This is a genomic window from Streptomyces sp. NPDC001292 (genome assembly GCF_042896465.1).
GTDB lineage: Bacteria > Actinomycetota > Actinomycetes > Streptomycetales > Streptomycetaceae > Streptomyces.
The window spans coordinates 19,625-34,968 of the sequence record NZ_JBIAXG010000044.1 but is presented as its reverse complement, the minus strand read 5'-3'; the positions used below and the strand labels follow the sequence as shown (position 1 = coordinate 34,968).

General features: G+C 75.1%; 10 protein-coding genes. 8 read left to right on the top strand and 2 right to left on the bottom strand.

The annotated features are described in order from the left end of the window. Nucleotides 1–72: 72 nt before the first annotated feature. Both ACFY4A_RS33635 and ACFY4A_RS33630 read right to left on the bottom strand, forming a co-directional pair. On the bottom strand, nt 73–1,650 hold the full coding sequence (locus ACFY4A_RS33635; RefSeq protein ID WP_390833116.1) for a hypothetical protein: 1,578 nt from the start codon (nt 1,648–1,650) through the stop codon (nt 73–75). Nucleotides 1,651–1,690: 40 nt separating this feature from the next. After that, a complete protein-coding gene (locus ACFY4A_RS33630; RefSeq protein ID WP_390833115.1) occupies nt 1,691–1,885 on the bottom strand; it encodes a hypothetical protein in 195 nt (64 codons plus the stop codon). Nucleotides 1,886–2,197: 312 nt separating this feature from the next. Between ACFY4A_RS33630 and ACFY4A_RS33625 the strand changes: the two genes are divergently transcribed. From ACFY4A_RS33625 to ACFY4A_RS33590, 8 genes are all read left to right on the top strand, one after another. After that, nucleotides 2,198–2,590, top strand: a complete 393-nt coding sequence (locus ACFY4A_RS33625) for an ankyrin repeat domain-containing protein (protein ID WP_225075996.1) — start codon at nt 2,198–2,200, stop codon at nt 2,588–2,590. Nucleotides 2,591–2,914: 324 nt separating this feature from the next. Beyond that, nucleotides 2,915–4,333, top strand: a complete 1,419-nt coding sequence (locus ACFY4A_RS33620) for a HEAT repeat domain-containing protein (protein ID WP_390833114.1) — start codon at nt 2,915–2,917, stop codon at nt 4,331–4,333. A gap of 139 nt (nt 4,334–4,472) precedes the next feature. Beyond that, nucleotides 4,473–5,600, top strand: coding sequence for a glycosyltransferase family 4 protein (locus tag ACFY4A_RS33615; RefSeq protein WP_390833113.1), 1,128 nt, complete (start codon nt 4,473–4,475; stop codon nt 5,598–5,600). Then, on the top strand, nt 5,597–6,760 hold the full coding sequence (locus ACFY4A_RS33610; protein WP_390833112.1) for a glycosyltransferase: 1,164 nt from the start codon (nt 5,597–5,599) through the stop codon (nt 6,758–6,760). Before ACFY4A_RS33615 ends, ACFY4A_RS33610 begins: the two co-directional genes overlap by 4 nt. Beyond that, on the top strand, nt 6,757–7,617 hold the full coding sequence (locus tag ACFY4A_RS33605; protein WP_390833111.1) for an SGNH/GDSL hydrolase family protein: 861 nt from the start codon (nt 6,757–6,759) through the stop codon (nt 7,615–7,617). Before ACFY4A_RS33610 ends, ACFY4A_RS33605 begins: the two co-directional genes overlap by 4 nt. Nucleotides 7,618–7,996: 379 nt before the next feature. Next, nucleotides 7,997–9,523: a hypothetical protein gene (locus ACFY4A_RS33600; RefSeq protein ID WP_390833110.1), complete on the top strand. Its 1,527-nt coding sequence runs from the start codon at nt 7,997–7,999 to the stop codon at nt 9,521–9,523. A 52-nt stretch (nt 9,524–9,575) separates the two neighbouring features. Next, entirely contained in the window at nt 9,576–10,454 is an 879-nt protein-coding gene (locus tag ACFY4A_RS33595) for a hypothetical protein (protein ID WP_390833109.1), read from the top strand. Nucleotides 10,455–10,555: 101 nt separating this feature from the next. Beyond that, nucleotides 10,556–15,268, top strand: coding sequence for a hypothetical protein (locus ACFY4A_RS33590; protein WP_390833108.1), 4,713 nt, complete (start codon nt 10,556–10,558; stop codon nt 15,266–15,268). The last annotated feature ends 76 nt before the right edge of the window (nt 15,269–15,344 follow it).

The following is a 15,344-nucleotide window of genomic DNA, read 5'->3' as shown; positions in this document are numbered from 1 at the left end:
GGAGCCCCGTTTCCGTCGGCTCGGGGCGGCGCGCCGAGCCTCCAGCCGCGGCTCCGCGGCCCACGAGGGCCCTCACGAGGGCTCCGCGACCGCTTCCGTCACGGCCTCCGTGGGCTCCGGCACCCGCTCCCCGTCGGCCGGGGTGGTCTTCGGCGGCAGAAGATCGAGCACGGCCTGCCGATGCGCGTCGCTCGTCGCGTCGTCGTAGGGGTCGGGCGTGGTCGGCACCTGAAGCCGGTGGACCGGCTTCGTCCCCAGCCGGGCGTACCCGCGTCCGGCCGGGACGACGGGCAGCGGCGTCGTGTGCGGCGGCGCCCCCAGCACCGCCTTGAGCTGCTCCGCCGTCGCCGGCCCGAGGACGACACGCGCGCGTGTGTGCTGCCGTACCGCGTCGCTCAGCGCCTCCGCGCTGTCGAACTGCTCGGCCACGACGACCGTCACGCCGACCGCGCGTCCGTGCCGCAGGGGCACCTGGAGCAGCGCCTGCGGGTCCTTGCGGCCGTCCGCGGCGGCCAGGTGCGTGAACGCGGTCGGCCGGTCGAGGAGCAGCCACAGCGGCCGTTTGGTGTCCTCCGGCGGCGGATGGCCCGCCTGCCGCGCGCGGTTGACGGCGATCAGCCGGCGCTCGGTCTCGGTGGCCGCCCACTCCAGGCTCGCCAGCACCCCGGCCAGCCCGCACTCGACCGCGAGCACCCTGTCCCGGCCGGTCAGGCAGGCGAACTCACCGGTGCCGCCGCCGTCGACGATCAGCACGTCGCCGTGCTGGAGGGCCTGGAGCGCGATGGAGCGCAGCAGCGTCGAGGTGCCGCTGCCGGCCTGCCCCAGGGCCAGCAGGTGCGGCTCGGTGGAGCGCAGGCCCGTGCGCCAGACGACCGGCGGCACGTCCCGCTGCTCCTCGCCGTAGCCGAGGGGCAGCGTGCGCTGGACCTCCGCGGGGTCGGTGAAGCCGAGCACGGTCTCGCCCGGCGCCGTGACGAAGCGCTGCGCGGCGATGTCGGTGGGCAGCGGGGCGAGGGCGGTGACGGTGAGCTGGTTGCCCTCCTCGTCCCAGGAGAAGAGGTACTCGCGGCCGCGGCCGGCCTTGGCGGTGAGCAGGTGCTCGATCCGCGCGCGGGACTCGGCCTCGCCGTCGGTGAAGTACGCGGGGTACCGGATCACCAGGTGGCGCACACGTCCCGAGTCGTCGAACTCGTAGGCGGGGAACGCCTTCTCCCACGCGCCGCCGTGCGCGTACAGCGGTGCCGGGTCCCCGGCCGCCGAGAAGTAGGGGACCAGCGCCTCGTACAGGGCGGACAGGCGCTGGGTGCGCGACTTGTCGGGGCCCTCGGGCTGCGACCGGGTGCGGTCGCGGCCGTGCCAGGCCGCCGCCGCCATCAGCACGACGGCGGCGAGCAGCGGTCCGTACGGCACCAGCGCCACGACCAGGAACAGCGACGCCACGAGGAACAGCAGCGGGCCGCGCCGGTCCTTCGGCGTGTCCGACCACTTGCGCCGTCCGGCCGAGGCCAGCCGGCGCAGACCACGCGTGATGGTGATCAGCGGGTGGAGGACGTCGGTGGCGCTGTCCGCCGCCGTCCGTGCCAGCTCCCGGCTCCGGGTGAGCTGCGCGCTGCCTGTGCTCAGAATGCGGGGGAGGGGGCGCCGGGCCACTGCTGCCTCCTGGAGGTGCGTACGGGAGGGACGGACGTCGTCAGAACCTCATGCCGCCCAGAAGACTCGCCAGACTCTCGCCGCCGGCCTTGATGCTCGGGGCGATGGCCGTGCTCGAGAGGTAGAAGCCGAACAGCGCCGACACGCACGCGTGCGACGGCTTCAGCCCGTCCTTGCGGAAGAAGACGACGACGATGACGCCGAACAGGATTACGCCTGAGACGGAAAGGATCATGGGAGGTCTCCTGGTGTCGAGTGGGGACAGTCACCCTGAGTTCTTCCAGCATCACAGCATGTATCTATATGACAAAAGGTGCAACTGGGTGAATTTCGTTCGATTTCCATCGGCTGGCGGAGTCCCGTGGGGCGCCTGAGCGGCACTGTGGCCTCCGACCGCGTCCGTGGTGATCTTTACCTCGGGCGGCATCCGGTCATGTGGCGTACGAGCCAGTACGCTGGCGATTCACCCGTACGGCCGACCAGCGCGGGCCGCCGTACGCTTGCTCCCCGCAGTACCGAACGTTCGCAGCGATAGGCGGTCCGGCCGATGAGCGAAGCCCCCGACCCCGAGGTCGTCGAGCTGGCGACCAAGATCTTCGATCTGGCCCGGCAGGGGCGGACCGAGGCACTCGTGGCGTATGTCGACGCGGGCGTCCCGGCCGACCTCACCAACGACCGCGGCGACTCCCTGGTGATGCTCGCCGCCTACCACGGCCACGCGGCGGCGGTCCGCGCGCTGCTGGCCCGAGGCGCCGACGCCGACCGCGTCAACGACCGGGGCCAGACACCCCTCGCCGGAGCGGTCTTCAAGGGCGAGCAGGAGGTGATCAAGGCCCTCCTGGAGGGCGGCGCGGACCCGTCCGCCGGCACCCCCTCGGCCGTCGACACGGCCCGGATGTTCGGCCGGACGGAGCTGCTGGAGATGTTCGGCGAGAGCTGATCCCCAGGGCCGGAAGCAGCCGCTCCGGCCCTTGTGACCAGGAACGACACAAACAACGGGGGAGGCGGTACAGGGCCGCCGGAAATTTCGGTCGCGGCAGCGCGGACGCCGGGCCATCATGACGTCGTGATTCACGGACGCGATGGCTGGGCAGGTGTTGCCGCACCGCGCGGGCCGTGATCCGGCCCGTATGGGCCACCGACGAGAGGCAGAGGAAGATGGTCTACAGCAAGCAGCGGACGGCGGGCGCCCCGACGTGTTGTCGCGCGGCCATGTAGTGCGTGTTCCCCGGTTGCGTCGACGCTTGATGTGAGGCTGTTTCCCATGTTCGATCCGGTCATAGCGCCCAGCGGTACGCTGCTCGGCCTGCTCCAGCGGGGCCGCGGCGACGGCACGCTGCACGCGCTCACCGCCCCGCGCGCCGAAGCGCTGGCGGCACTGAACCACTGCGTGCTGCGCGACCCCCGCCACGACTGGCAGGTGGAGAACCGCTCCCTCTACTACGCCCGGCTCTTCCTCGACCTCGACGGCGAACTGGACCGGATCGAGGAGCACCTCTTCGACCCCGAGGACGCCCTCGACACCGACGAGTCACGCACCGGACTCGCCCTCGCCGTGCTCGGGCACCTCGCCTCCTACGGCAGGCGCGACGCACTCGCCCTGCTGCGCAGGTACGCCGCCACGGGCGCCAACTGGGCCTGGGCCCTGGACGAACTGGCGCTCAGGGACGACGACGCGGGGCTGCGCGCCCTCGCCGCGCCGGTCCTCGCGCGCTTCGCCACCGACGCCGAGGGCGAGGCCGAGCTGGCCGCCGCGGTGCGCGACGCCTTCGAGCCCCGGCCGTGGCGGCTGTGGGCCGAGGACCCGCGCGAGTCGGTCGCCACACGCGTGCGTGCCGCTCACGAGACCGGCTGCTTCGACCTCTGGCAGCGGCAGATGCGCCCCACCGGGCCCCGGCCCGGGTGGAGCGTGCAGGCGGTGTTCGAGTGGGCCCAGCAGGGCGCCGAACGCGGCGCTGCCCGCCATGTCCCGGCGGCCCGCTGTCTCACCGCCGTAGCCGGACCACAGGACCGGCCCGAGATCCTCCGCGCCGCCCGGGCGGGCACCGACGCCGCCCGCTGTACCGCCCTGCGCTACCTCGCCGACGGCGGCGACCCCGACGCCCTGGACCTGATCGAGTCGGCGGTGTCCGACGGCTCGGCCACCGTGGTGGAGGCCGCCGTCGACGCCTTCGAACGCATGCGCGGCGCAGCCGCCGTCGACCGGGCGCGCGGCTGGGCCCGCCGCCCCGACCCGCTGGGCGCCGCCGCCGGACGTGTGCTCGCCTGCCGCGGCGCGGTCCGGGACCGCGACCTCGTCCTCGCCGCCCTGCGGGAGGCGGTCCGGGGCGAAGGCCCCGACGCTCCCACCCTGTGGACCCTGGTCGACGGCGCCGGCCGGCTCGGCATCACCTGCGCAGCGCCCGTTCTGCGTCACATCTACCGCGAGACGGCCTCCTCCCATCTGCGTGGCCGTGCCGCGCGCGCCCTCGCCGCCACCGACCCCTCCTTCCCCACCGGATTCGCCGTCGAATGCCTGTGGGACTGCGAGGAGACCACCCGCGAAATCGCCGCCCGGCACGCCGAGACCGGCGACACGCGCGTCGTCGAGCGACTGCGCAGACTCGCCGCCGACCCGGCCGAGGAGGACGAGGTCCAGACCGCCGTACGCAGCCGGATCGGGCCGGACACGCCCACCGCGTGAACATCCGGTGACCCGGGGGTCAGGAGCGCGTGGCCGGGGGCCGTCCGGTCCGGCCGCACAGCCCAACGCTCACGGGACGTTCCTCGTCCGGAAAGATCCACGTTGACGCGGGCACGTCCAGCACGGCGACAACACCGGTATGCGTGTCGTCATCGTGACCGAATCCTTTCCCCCCGATGTGAACGGCGTGGCCCACTGCGCGCTCCAGACCGCCCGGCACCTCGTCGATCGCGGTCACGCCCCCCTCGTCGTGGCTCCCGCCACCGCCGCCTCGACCGGGCCCGACGTCCCCGCGCCGTGCCCCGTCGTCCGCGTCCCCTCCCTTCCGCTCCCGGGCTACCCCCAGGTCCGCGTCGCCCTGCCCAGCCGGCGCGTCGCGACGGCGCTCACCGAGCACCGCGCCGACCTCGTCCACCTGGCCGGCCCCTTCGTCCTCGGCGTCCGCGGCATGGCGGCCGCCGCCCGGCTCGGCATCCCCGCCGTCGCCGTCTACCAGACCGACCTCGCCGGCTACGCCCGCACCTACATGGGTGCCGGCGAGGCCGCCGCCTGGCGGCGCATCCGCTCCGTCCACGCCGCCGCCGACCTCACCCTGGCCCCCTCCAGCGCCGCCCTGCACGACCTGGAGGCACACGGGGTGCCCCGGGTCAGGCTGTGGGGCCGCGGAGTGGACACCGTCCGCTTCCGCCCCGAGCACCGCGACGAGGCACTGCGCCGCGAACTCGCCCCGAACGGTGAGCTGATCGTCGGCTACGTCGGCCGGCTCGCCCCCGAGAAGCAGGTCGAACTGCTCGCCGGAGTCTGCGGTCTGAACGGCGTACGGGTCGTGGTGGTGGGCGACGGGCCCAGCCGGCCCCAGCTGACCGAGGCCCTGCCGGGCGCCGTCTTCCTGGGCCGTCGCACCGGCGACGAACTCGCCCGGATCTTCGCCTCGCTGGACGTCTTCGTGCACACCGGCCCCTTCGAGACGTTCTGCCAGACCGTGCAGGAGGCCATGGCCTCCGGGGTGCCCGTGGTCGCGCCCGCCGCGGGCGGCCCGCTGGACCTGGTCGCCCACGGTCGCACCGGGCTGCTCGTCCCGCCGCGCGACGCGGCCGCCGTACGCGACGCGGTGTGGGCGCTGGCCGCCGACCCGGCGCTGCGGGCGGAGTTCGCGGCGGCCGGTCGCTCCGCGGTCGAGGGGCGCACCTGGGCGGCGGTCGGCGACCAGCTCCTCGCGCACTACGAGGACGTGCTCGCCGCGCGGCGGACGGCGGTGGCGGCATGACCGCCGCGCCGCTCACCCTCGTGCGGCTCGCGAACTTCGTCGCCCCCGCCTCCGGCGGACTGCGCACCGCGCTGCGCGAACTCGGCAAGGGCTACAAGGCGGCCGGCCACGCGCCGGTGCTGATCGTCCCCGGCGACCGCCACACCGACCAGGAGACCGAGCAGGGCCGCGTGATCACCCTGCCCGGACCGCGGCTGCCCGGCACCGGCGGCTACCGCGTCCTCACCGACAAACGGCGGGTGGCCGCCCTCCTGGAGGAGCTCGCACCGGACCGCCTGGAGGTCTCCGACCGCACGACGCTGCGGTGGACCGGCAGGTGGGCCAGGCGGGCCCGGGTTCCGGCAGTGATGGTGTCCCACGAGACCGCCGACGGTGTGCTGCGCACCTGGGGCGTGCCGCAGGCCCTGTCCCTGCGTGCCGCCGACGCCCTCAACGTCCGTACCGCGCACACCTACGCGCGCGTGGTGTGCACCACGGAGTTCGCCGAGCGCGAGTTCGTGCGGGTCGGTGCGCGCAACGTCGTGCGCGCACCCCTGGGTGTCGATCTGGTGGAGCGGCACCCCGCGCTGCGGGAGGCGGGACTGCGCGCCCGGCACGCGCGCGACGAAGAGGCGTTGCTGGTGATGTGCTCCCGGCTGTCCGTGGAGAAGCGGCCCGGCAACGCGCTGGACGCGCTGGAGGCGCTGCTGCGGCGCGGACGGCGGGCGGTGCTGGTGGTGGCCGGGGACGGTCCGCTGCGGGCGCGCCTGGAGCAGCGGGCCCGTGAGCGGGGGCTGCCGGTCACGTTCCTCGGGCACGTCCGCGACCGCGACCGGCTCGCCGCGCTCCAGGCCTCCGCCGACGTGTGCCTGGCACCCGGGCCGGCCGAGACCTTCGGGCTCGCCGCGCTGGAGGCGATGGCCTGCGGCACCCCCGTGGTGGCCAGCGCCTCCTCCGCGCTGCCGGAGGTGATCGGCTCCGCCGGCGACAGCGCGGCGGATCACGGCGAGGCGTTCGCCGACGCCGTGGAAGGCCTGCTGGCACGCCCCGAGCGCGAGCGGCGCGAGGCCGCACGCGCGCGTGCGGAGTGCTTCGGGTGGACCGCCTCCGTGGAGGCGTTCCTCGCCGCCCACGACGTCCCGGCACCCGTGCGACGCCCGCTGCCGGAGGGTGTGGCATGAGGCCCCTGCGCTTCGTCGCCCTCGGCGACTCGCTGACCGAGGGCGTCGGTGATCCCACGGGCGACGGATGGCGCGGCTGGGCGGCACTGCTCGCCGGCGGCCTCGCCGAGCAGCCCACGGCCGTGGAGTTCACCAACCTCGCCGCCAGTGGGGCGCAGACCGGCGACGTACTGGAGCGGCAGACCCCGGCCGGCCTGGAGCTGCGCCCGGACGTCGTGTCGGTCGTCGTCGGCGTCAACGACACACTGCGCCGCACCTTCGACATCCACGCCGTGGCCGCCCGGCTCGACCGGGTCTACGCGGCCTTCACCGGCCGGGGGGCGGTCCTGCTGACGGCCTGTCTGCCCGACCCCGGTGCGATGCTCGGCCTGCCCGGCGCGCTGGCCCGCCCGCTGGCCCGGCGGCAGCGAGCGGTCAACGCGGTGGTGCACGCGCTGTCGGAACGGTACGAGGCCGTGCACCTGCACGCCGATGCGGGCCAGTGGCTGACCGACCGCGCGATGTGGAGCGCGGACCGGCTGCATCCGGGGGAGCGCGGGCACCGCCAACTCGCCGTCCGCTTCCACGCGTTGCTCGCGGAGACGGGCGTGGCGAGCGGGCCCGCGCCCTCGCCCGAGCCGGAGTTCCCCGCGCCCACCAGGTCGGCGAGCCTGTGGTGGCTGGCCACGGCGGGCACCGGCTGGGTGGCCCGCCGCTGCACGGACCTGCTGCCGCAACTGCTCACCCTTGCCGCCGACGAACTCCGCCACCACGCCCGCGGCACGAGCGCCCGCCTCGACCTGCGGTCCTCGGCGTCGGTGTCGGCGGCGCTGGCCGCACTGTCGGCACCGGAGAGGCCGGAGCCGGAAGTGGCCTGAGCCGGAAGTGGCCTGAGCCGGAAGTGGCCTGAGCCGGAAGTGGCCTGAGTCCGAGTTCGAGGCCTCCTGTGTCGGAGCCGGCCCGAGCCGAAGGCGCCTGAACAGGCCGGGAACCCGGGCCTGGCACCTGTGCGGGCCGGGTGCCGCGCGCCACGGCTCCTGCCACGTCCCCGCGGGGGCGGCCCGGCGCCTTCAACGACCGCCGAACCGGGCCTCGCCCGCCCCGTCGCGGACGATCCGCGGCGGCTTACGGGCCGTATCCCACCCGCGGCCAGCGGATCCTCCGGGCCCCGCGAAGGGCGGGGCGGGACGACGCACGGCGTCGGCCGCGTCCGTGCCGTTTGGGTCGTTGTCAGACCGAGGACCTAATCTGTGCACCGTGACTTCGCCTGCATCGACGGACAGCGTTCCGCCCCAGCTCAGCGCGGGGCCGCGCCCTGCCCAGGGGCCGGCCGCCGACGAGGGGCTGGCGCGGCGGCTGCGCGCGCTCGCCTGCACCGCGCCGCTGCACGACCTGGACGCGCGCAAGGCCAACCTCGCCGGCGAGTACTCGGTGTACGGCATGGCGGAGGTCGCGCTCGCCGCCATCGACCTCGTCACCCTGAACATGGACTTCGACACCGGGGCCGACCACGACCAGGTCGTGGCCCGGCTCGTCCCGCGCGTCGCCGCACAGGCCCCGCACCGCCCGGCCGGCGAGCACGAGCGCGTGGCCCGCTGGGTCCTGGAGAACCTGATCAACGTCGGCAGCGTCGACCGCGGCTTCCGCGCGGTGTACGGCACCTTCGCGCCGGACGGCACGTATGTGCGCCGCGACTACGACTTCAAGCTGATCGAGGAGGTCCCCGGCCCCGGCGGCAGCGTCTACCTGCGTACGACGGACGAGGCGGTCAACGTCCTCGTCGGCGCCCTCGACACCGACGTCACCAGTGCCCAGATCGCCGCCGAGGTCAAGCTGGAGGTGCTCATCAGCCGCGGCCGCCTCGCGGACGCCCAGCTCGCGGCCGAACAGGCCCGCTACCGGACCGTGCAGTACTCGGAGACCCTGCGCAGGGCCCTGGAGGCGACCCGGCGCAACGTCCGGGCGGTGGACTGGCTCAGCGCCGTCCCCGACATGATCGCCGAGGCCCTGGACCACGTCGCCGACCGCTACCGGCACGAGAACGCGATCCTGACCAACATCCGCAAGGCGCGCGACGAGTCGGAGGACCCCGAGCACAAGCGGCGCGCCGCCGAGCTGGTCGACATCGTCAAGGACTGCATCCGCAGGCACACCCAGCTGCAGTCCCGGCTGCTGGAGGCGGGGCCCCTGTTCCGCGCCGAGCAGGACCGGCAGGCCTTCGCCACCCCACTGACCACCTCCGGGACCGACCTCTACGGCCACCTGCTCGCACCCACCCTCCCGCTGCCGCTGGAGCAGGCGATCCGGGTCACGGACGCCTTCTTCGCACGCGGGACCGGGCTGCGCACGCCGGTGTCGGTCCGCGTCGCCGACCTCGTGGACATCCTGCTGACGCCGCCCGTCGAGCGGGAGCACCTGGGCGCCGAGATGCCCGAGCCCGACCTGATCGCCACTCCGGACGACAGCCGGTTCAGCGAGGAGCAGCTCGCGGCCGCCATGGAACTGCTGGACCTGCCGGCCGACGCGCCGCGGCGGCTGTCGGGCCTGCTCGCCGAGGCTCGCGACAAGGACCCCGACCTGCCGTACCTGGTCGCCCTGCTGGCCGTCCACGCGGCCAGCCCCCCGGTCGGCACCGCTTACCGGCAGGGTGAGGAGAAGCTGCTGTTCGCCGTGGACGACGGAACCGAACTGGACGATCCGGAGTTCGGCGGCGCCGACCTCGTCGTCGGCACGGCACTGCTGGACGCGGCGGGCATGGCGGCCGACCGGACGGAGGCGGCGTGAGCCCCGCCGGCAATCGTACGCACGAGCGACACCCCAGCAAGGAGCCCCAACCGTGACCGAGCACGTCGACCGGAGTGAGCCGGAAGCCGCAGGCGCGCCCACGGCGGTCGCCGTCACACCCGCCGACGCCGCGGACGCGGCCCGGCTCGTCGCCTTCGGGCTCCAGCCCAAGCTCCAGCCCGCCCGCGACCAGGAGTACGCCGATCTGCTGCGCCGCCACCGCGAGGACCCGGCGTTCGCACGGCTCGCGGACGCCGTGGCCGCCGGACTCGGGCTGATCGTGCTGGAAGTGTCCCCGCGCGCCGGGATGGCCGTCACCGCCGCCGAGGACTCGGTGTTCGCCGTCCGCATGAGCGACTACGCGCGCCGCACCGCCGCCGACTCCGGCGACCGCTTCCTGCACGGACTGGCCCACCTCGCGGTGGCCGCCCTGGCGTTCCCGCGTCCCGAGGACCTCGCCGACGACGCCTACATCGGGCGCGTCACCGTCAACGGCGTCGACGCCTTCGTCCGCCAGGCCTGCCGCCGCCTGGAGGAACGCGCCGAGGAGCGGGGCGAGAACACCGACCCGGCCACCGGCGCGCCGGGCCTCGAGGCCGCCTGGCGGATCTGGGCCAGACGCAGCGCGACCGGGGCCACCAAGGACGCACGCCGGCCGGCCGCCTCGACCACGGGCATCGTGGCCAAGGCCCTGGCGTTCCTGACCGACTCCGGCTTCCTCCAGCGCACCGGCGACGAGAGCGGCGGCACGTACCGCACGACGGCCCGCTACCAGCTCCAGGTGCGCGACATGGCGGGCAGCGCCGCCCTGGCCGAACTCCTCGAACTGGGCATCGTGCCGGTGACCGGCGGCACACCGAGCCTGCTGCCCGCCGAGGACACCGAGGATCTGGACCTGGTGGCGGACGCGGGGCTGCCGTTCCACTCCTGAGGCCCTGCCGCCTCCCGCCACCCCGTCCGCAAGAAGCCCGCCACCCCGTCCGCAAGAAGCCCACCACCCCCCATCTGCAAGAAGACTGACGAGAGTCCGCCATGTACGAGCTGTCCCGGGTCCGCCTCTACTCCATCGGGCCCGCCGGTGCGCGCTACGCCGACACCGTGCTTGACCTGCGGGGCGTGGGCGAGCCGGTGCCCGACCCCGCGCCCATCCAGGCGGAGTTCTTCGAGGAGGAGCCGGTCGGCCCGCCGCGCCGGCCCGCCCCCGCCGGTGTGCTCTTCCTGGAGAACGGCGGCGGCAAGTCCGTGCTGCTCAAGCTGATCTTCTCGGTGATGCTGCCCGGCCACCGCAACACCCTCGGTGGCGCCAGCTCCGGCGTGCTGCGCAAGTTCCTGCTCGCCGACGACTGCGGGCACGTGGCGCTGGAGTGGCAGCACGTGCAGACCGGTGAGTGCGTGGTCGTCGGCAAGGTCAGCGAGTGGCGTGGTCGCCAAGTCTCCAACGACCCGCGGAAGTTCGCCGAGGCCTGGTACTCCTTCCGGCCCGGCCCCGGGCTCACCCTGGACAACCTTCCCGTCGCCGAGGCCACTTCCGTACGGCCGGCCGCCGAGGGCCAGTCGGGTGCGCGGGGCCGCCGTCGCACCATGAAGGGCTTCCGGGACGCCATCACCGAGGCGGGCAAGACCTACCCACACCTGGAGGTGCACTTCGAGGAGATCCACGAACGCTGGACCGAGCACCTGGGCGACCTCGGCCTCGACCCCGAACTCTTCCGCTACCAGCGGGAGATGAACGCCGACGAGGGCGAGGCGGCCGGCCTGTTCGCGGTGAAGAAGGACTCCGACTTCACCGACCTGCTGCTGCGCGCCGTCACCGACACCCGCGACACCGACGGGCTCGCCGACCTGGTCAGCGGCTTCGGCAACAAGCTGGGCCGGCGCGCCGAACTGATCGCCGAACGGGACTTCACCGCGGGCTCGGTCGATCTGCTCGGCCGGATCGTCGAGGCCGCCGAGGCCCGCACGCGCGCGCGTGACATCCACGCCGCGGCCGAGCGGCGCACCCGGACGCTGGCGCGGCGGCTGTCCGCGCGGGCGGTACGGGAGCGGGTCCGGGCCACTGACCTCGCCCAGCGCGTCACGGCCGCCGCCTACGCCGTCACGCACTCCGAGGGCGCCCGCGGGCGCAGCGCGCTGATCGCCGCCGAACTCGCCTACCGGCACGCCTCACTGGCTCTCGCCGCCGCCGAGAAGTCCGCGGCCGCACAGAAGCGGGAACTCGCCGACGCGCGCACCCTGTACTCGGCGTGGCAGGCCGCCGAGGCCGTGCTGCGCCACCGTGCCGCCGCCGACCGCGTGGCCCGTGTCTCCGCCGCGATCCAGGAGGCCGAGCGGGACGCGGCCCCGGCCCTGGCCGCGCGCGCCAAGGCCGCCGTGGATCTCGTACGGGCCCTGCACGCGGCCGCCGAGAGCGCCGAAACCCTCGCCAACGAGGAGGAGGATCGGTCCGCGCGGCTCCAGGCGGTCGGCGAGTCCGCCTACCGGGACCAGACCGCCGCCGCGACCGAGGCGCAGCGCGCCCGCAGCGAGGCCGGGCATCTGCGCCAGCGCCTCGCCGAGGTCGAGCAGGAGACCGCCGAGGCGGTCCGCGCGGGCTGGCTGGACGACAGCGCCCCCGACGCCGATCCGGCCCGTGCCGCCCTGGCCGCCAGCGACGCGGAGAAGACGGCGGTCACCGCCTGGGACCATGCGCGCGAGGCCGCCCGGAAAGCCACGGAACACGCTCGCGAGGCCGGCTCGGCCGAGTCCCGCGCGGAACTCACCGCGGCCCGCGCGGCCGACGCGGCTACGGCGGCACAGCGCGCCTACGAGACCGAACGCCGCATCGCCGAGGCGCTGGCGGCCGAGGGGCGGCTCGCTGAACTACTGAGCCTGCCGGGGGCGACCGCGGCCGCGCGGGCAGTAGTGCCGGCGCCCCGGACCGGATCGGACGGCCGGGGCGACACGGCTTCGGGCGCCGAGGCGGCGCACCGCACCGGAGGCGCACTGGGCGGCACCCCGGGACGGCAGGGTGCCGCGGTCGCGGACCCGGCCGGGTCCGAGGGCACGCTCACCCCCGAGGACCTGGACCGCTTCGCCGACGAGCTGCGCGAACTGCTCGACGACGCCGTCTCCTCCGCCGAGCGGCACCTGTTCGAACTGCGCACCGCCGCCGCCGACGACGCCCGGATCCTCGGCGCGCTCGGCGACGGCGGGCTGCTGCCGCCCGGCCCGGACGTACTGGCCACCGTGGAGTTCCTCGGCGAGCACGGCATCCCCGCGTTGCCCGGCTGGCGCTACCTCGCCCAGTCCGTCGACCCCGCCGACCACGCGCGCGTACTGGCTGCCCGGCCCGAGCTGGTCGACGGCGTGATCATCACCGACCCGAGCACGCACGCGCGTGCCCGTGAGGCCCTCGCGGACGCGGCCCTGCTGCCCCGGTCCACCGTGGCCGTCGGCACCGCGGCCGCCCTGCTCGCCCCCACCCCGGCCGACGGCGCGACCCAGGGCGACGTCTTCCTCGTCCCGCCGAACCCGGCCATGCACGACGAGCACGCCGCCGACGAGGAACGGCAGGCGCTGCGCGCGCGGGCCACCGAACGGGACGAGGAGATCCGCACGCTGGCCGCCCGGCTCGGCAAGGACCGGGAGCTGGCGGCGCGGCTCGCCTCCTGGCGCACCGGCTGCCCCGCCGGCCGGCTGCTGGAGCTGGCACAAGCCGCCCAGGACACGCGCGTGTTCGCCCAGGAGGCCGAGGCCGAGCTGGCCGAGGCGCGGAGCCTGCGGGCGGAGGCCGACGAGGCCGCCGCCGAGGTCGCCCAGGAGCGCGACGAACGGCAGGAGGCCGCCCAGAAGGCGCGGCGCGCCGCCGACGCCCTCGCCGGGCTCGCGTTCCGGCTGCGCGAGCGGGCCGGCTGGCAGGCCCGGCTGCGCGAACTCGCCGACGAGGCCGCCGAGTCGGAGGCCCGCGCCCAGGTCTGCCTGGAACGCGCCCGCGCCGCCGACGAGGACCGGCGCGCCGCTCAGCGCGCCGCCGACGACACCCGCCGCACGGCACGGGCGCTGCGCGCCGAGCGCTCCGAGATCGCCGGTGCCCCCGACGATGTGCCGGAGAGCGACGGGGACGCGCCCAAGGCGTCCCTGCCCGCCCTGCGCGAGGCCTACCGCGCCGCCTCCCAGGTCTACGAGAAGGTCGGTGTCGGCGCGGACCTGCGGGCCGAGCAGGCCCGGGCGGAGAGCGACGAGAGCGCCGCCCGCGCCGAACTCGACCGGCTCAGCAACAAGGTCCGTACCCGCGCGGAACAACTCCTGGAGTCCCCCGAGGGCTCCGACGGGCCGTCCCGGCAGGCCGCCGCCGCCCGCGCCGAGGAGCTGGTGCAGCTCCTGGAGACCCGGATGTCGTCCGCGAGCGAACAGCTCGGCCGGCTGCGCGGCGAGGCCGAGCGGCACGCGCCCGAGGACGGCGAGGCGCACACCGAACTCCCCGAGGAACTGCTCCCCCGCGACGCCGAGCACGCACAGGCCCTGCTGCGTACGGCCACCACCGAACTCGCCTCCCGGACCGAGGCGCTGGCCCGGGCCCGTGAGGCGCACGCCGAACTGCTGGAGGCCCACCGCGCCGCCGAGGACGCGGCCGGCGGCTTCGACGAGATCGCCGGCATGCTGCGCGACCTGCTGCGCGAGCAGGCGAGCGACGAGGAGCAGGAGGAACCCGAGCCGTACCCGGGCAGCCCGGAGGCCGCCCGGCAGGCGGCCGCCGAGGCCCGCAGGTCACTGCGCGGCTGCGCCGCCGACCTGTCCGCGGCGGAGGCCGCCGTCCGCGAGGCGAGCGACGTCCTCGTCCGGCACGCCAACTCCACCCGCTACGAGCAGGTGCGTACCCCCGCCCGGCAGCAGATCCGCGAGCTGCCCGCCTCCGCCCTGCCCGAGCACGCCCAGAAATGGGCGGAGGCCTTCGCGCCCCGGCTCCGGGTGCTCACCGACGAGCTGGCCCAACTGGAACGCAACCGGGACTCGATCGTGGACCGGTTGCGCGGACTGGTCGAGTCGGCGCTCGCCACGCTCAGGTCGGCCCAGCGTCTGTCCCGCCTTCCGGAAGGGCTCGGCGAGTGGTCCGGGCAGGAGTTCCTGCGCATCCGCTTCGAGGAGCCCGACCAGGCCACGCTCACCGAGCGGCTCGGCGAGGTCATCGACGAGGCGACCCGCGCCGCCGTGAAGAAGAACTCGGACCTGCGGCGCGACGGCATGTCCCTGCTGCTGCGCGGAGTCGGCGCGGCGCTCCAGCCCAAGGGGGTCGCCGTGGAGATCCTCAAGCCCGACGCCGTACTGCGTGCCGAGCGGGTCCCCGTGGGGCAGATGGGCGACGTGTTCTCCGGCGGCCAGCTGCTCACCGCGGCCATCGCCCTGTACTGCACGATGGCCGCCCTGAGGTCGAACGACCGCGGCCGCGACAAGCACCGCCACGCGGGCACGCTCTTCCTGGACAACCCGATCGGCCGCGCCAACGCCACCTACCTGCTGGAGCTCCAGCGGGCCGTCTCGGACGCCCTCGGTGTGCAGCTCCTCTACACCACCGGCCTGTTCGACACGACGGCGCTCGCTGAGTTCCCCCTGGTCATCCGGCTGCGCAACGACGCCGACCTCAGGGCCGGGCTGAAGTACATCAGTGTGGAGGAGCACCTCAGGCCAGGGCTGCCGCAGCAGACTCCGGCGGGGGAGGCGGTGCACAGCGAGATCACGGCGACCCGGATGTTCAAGCGCCCGGCGTGACGGCCAGGGTGTTCAAGCGCCCGGCGTGGCGCCCCGGCCCGCTCTACCGGGACGGGGACTCGGCCGGCCGCTGCCC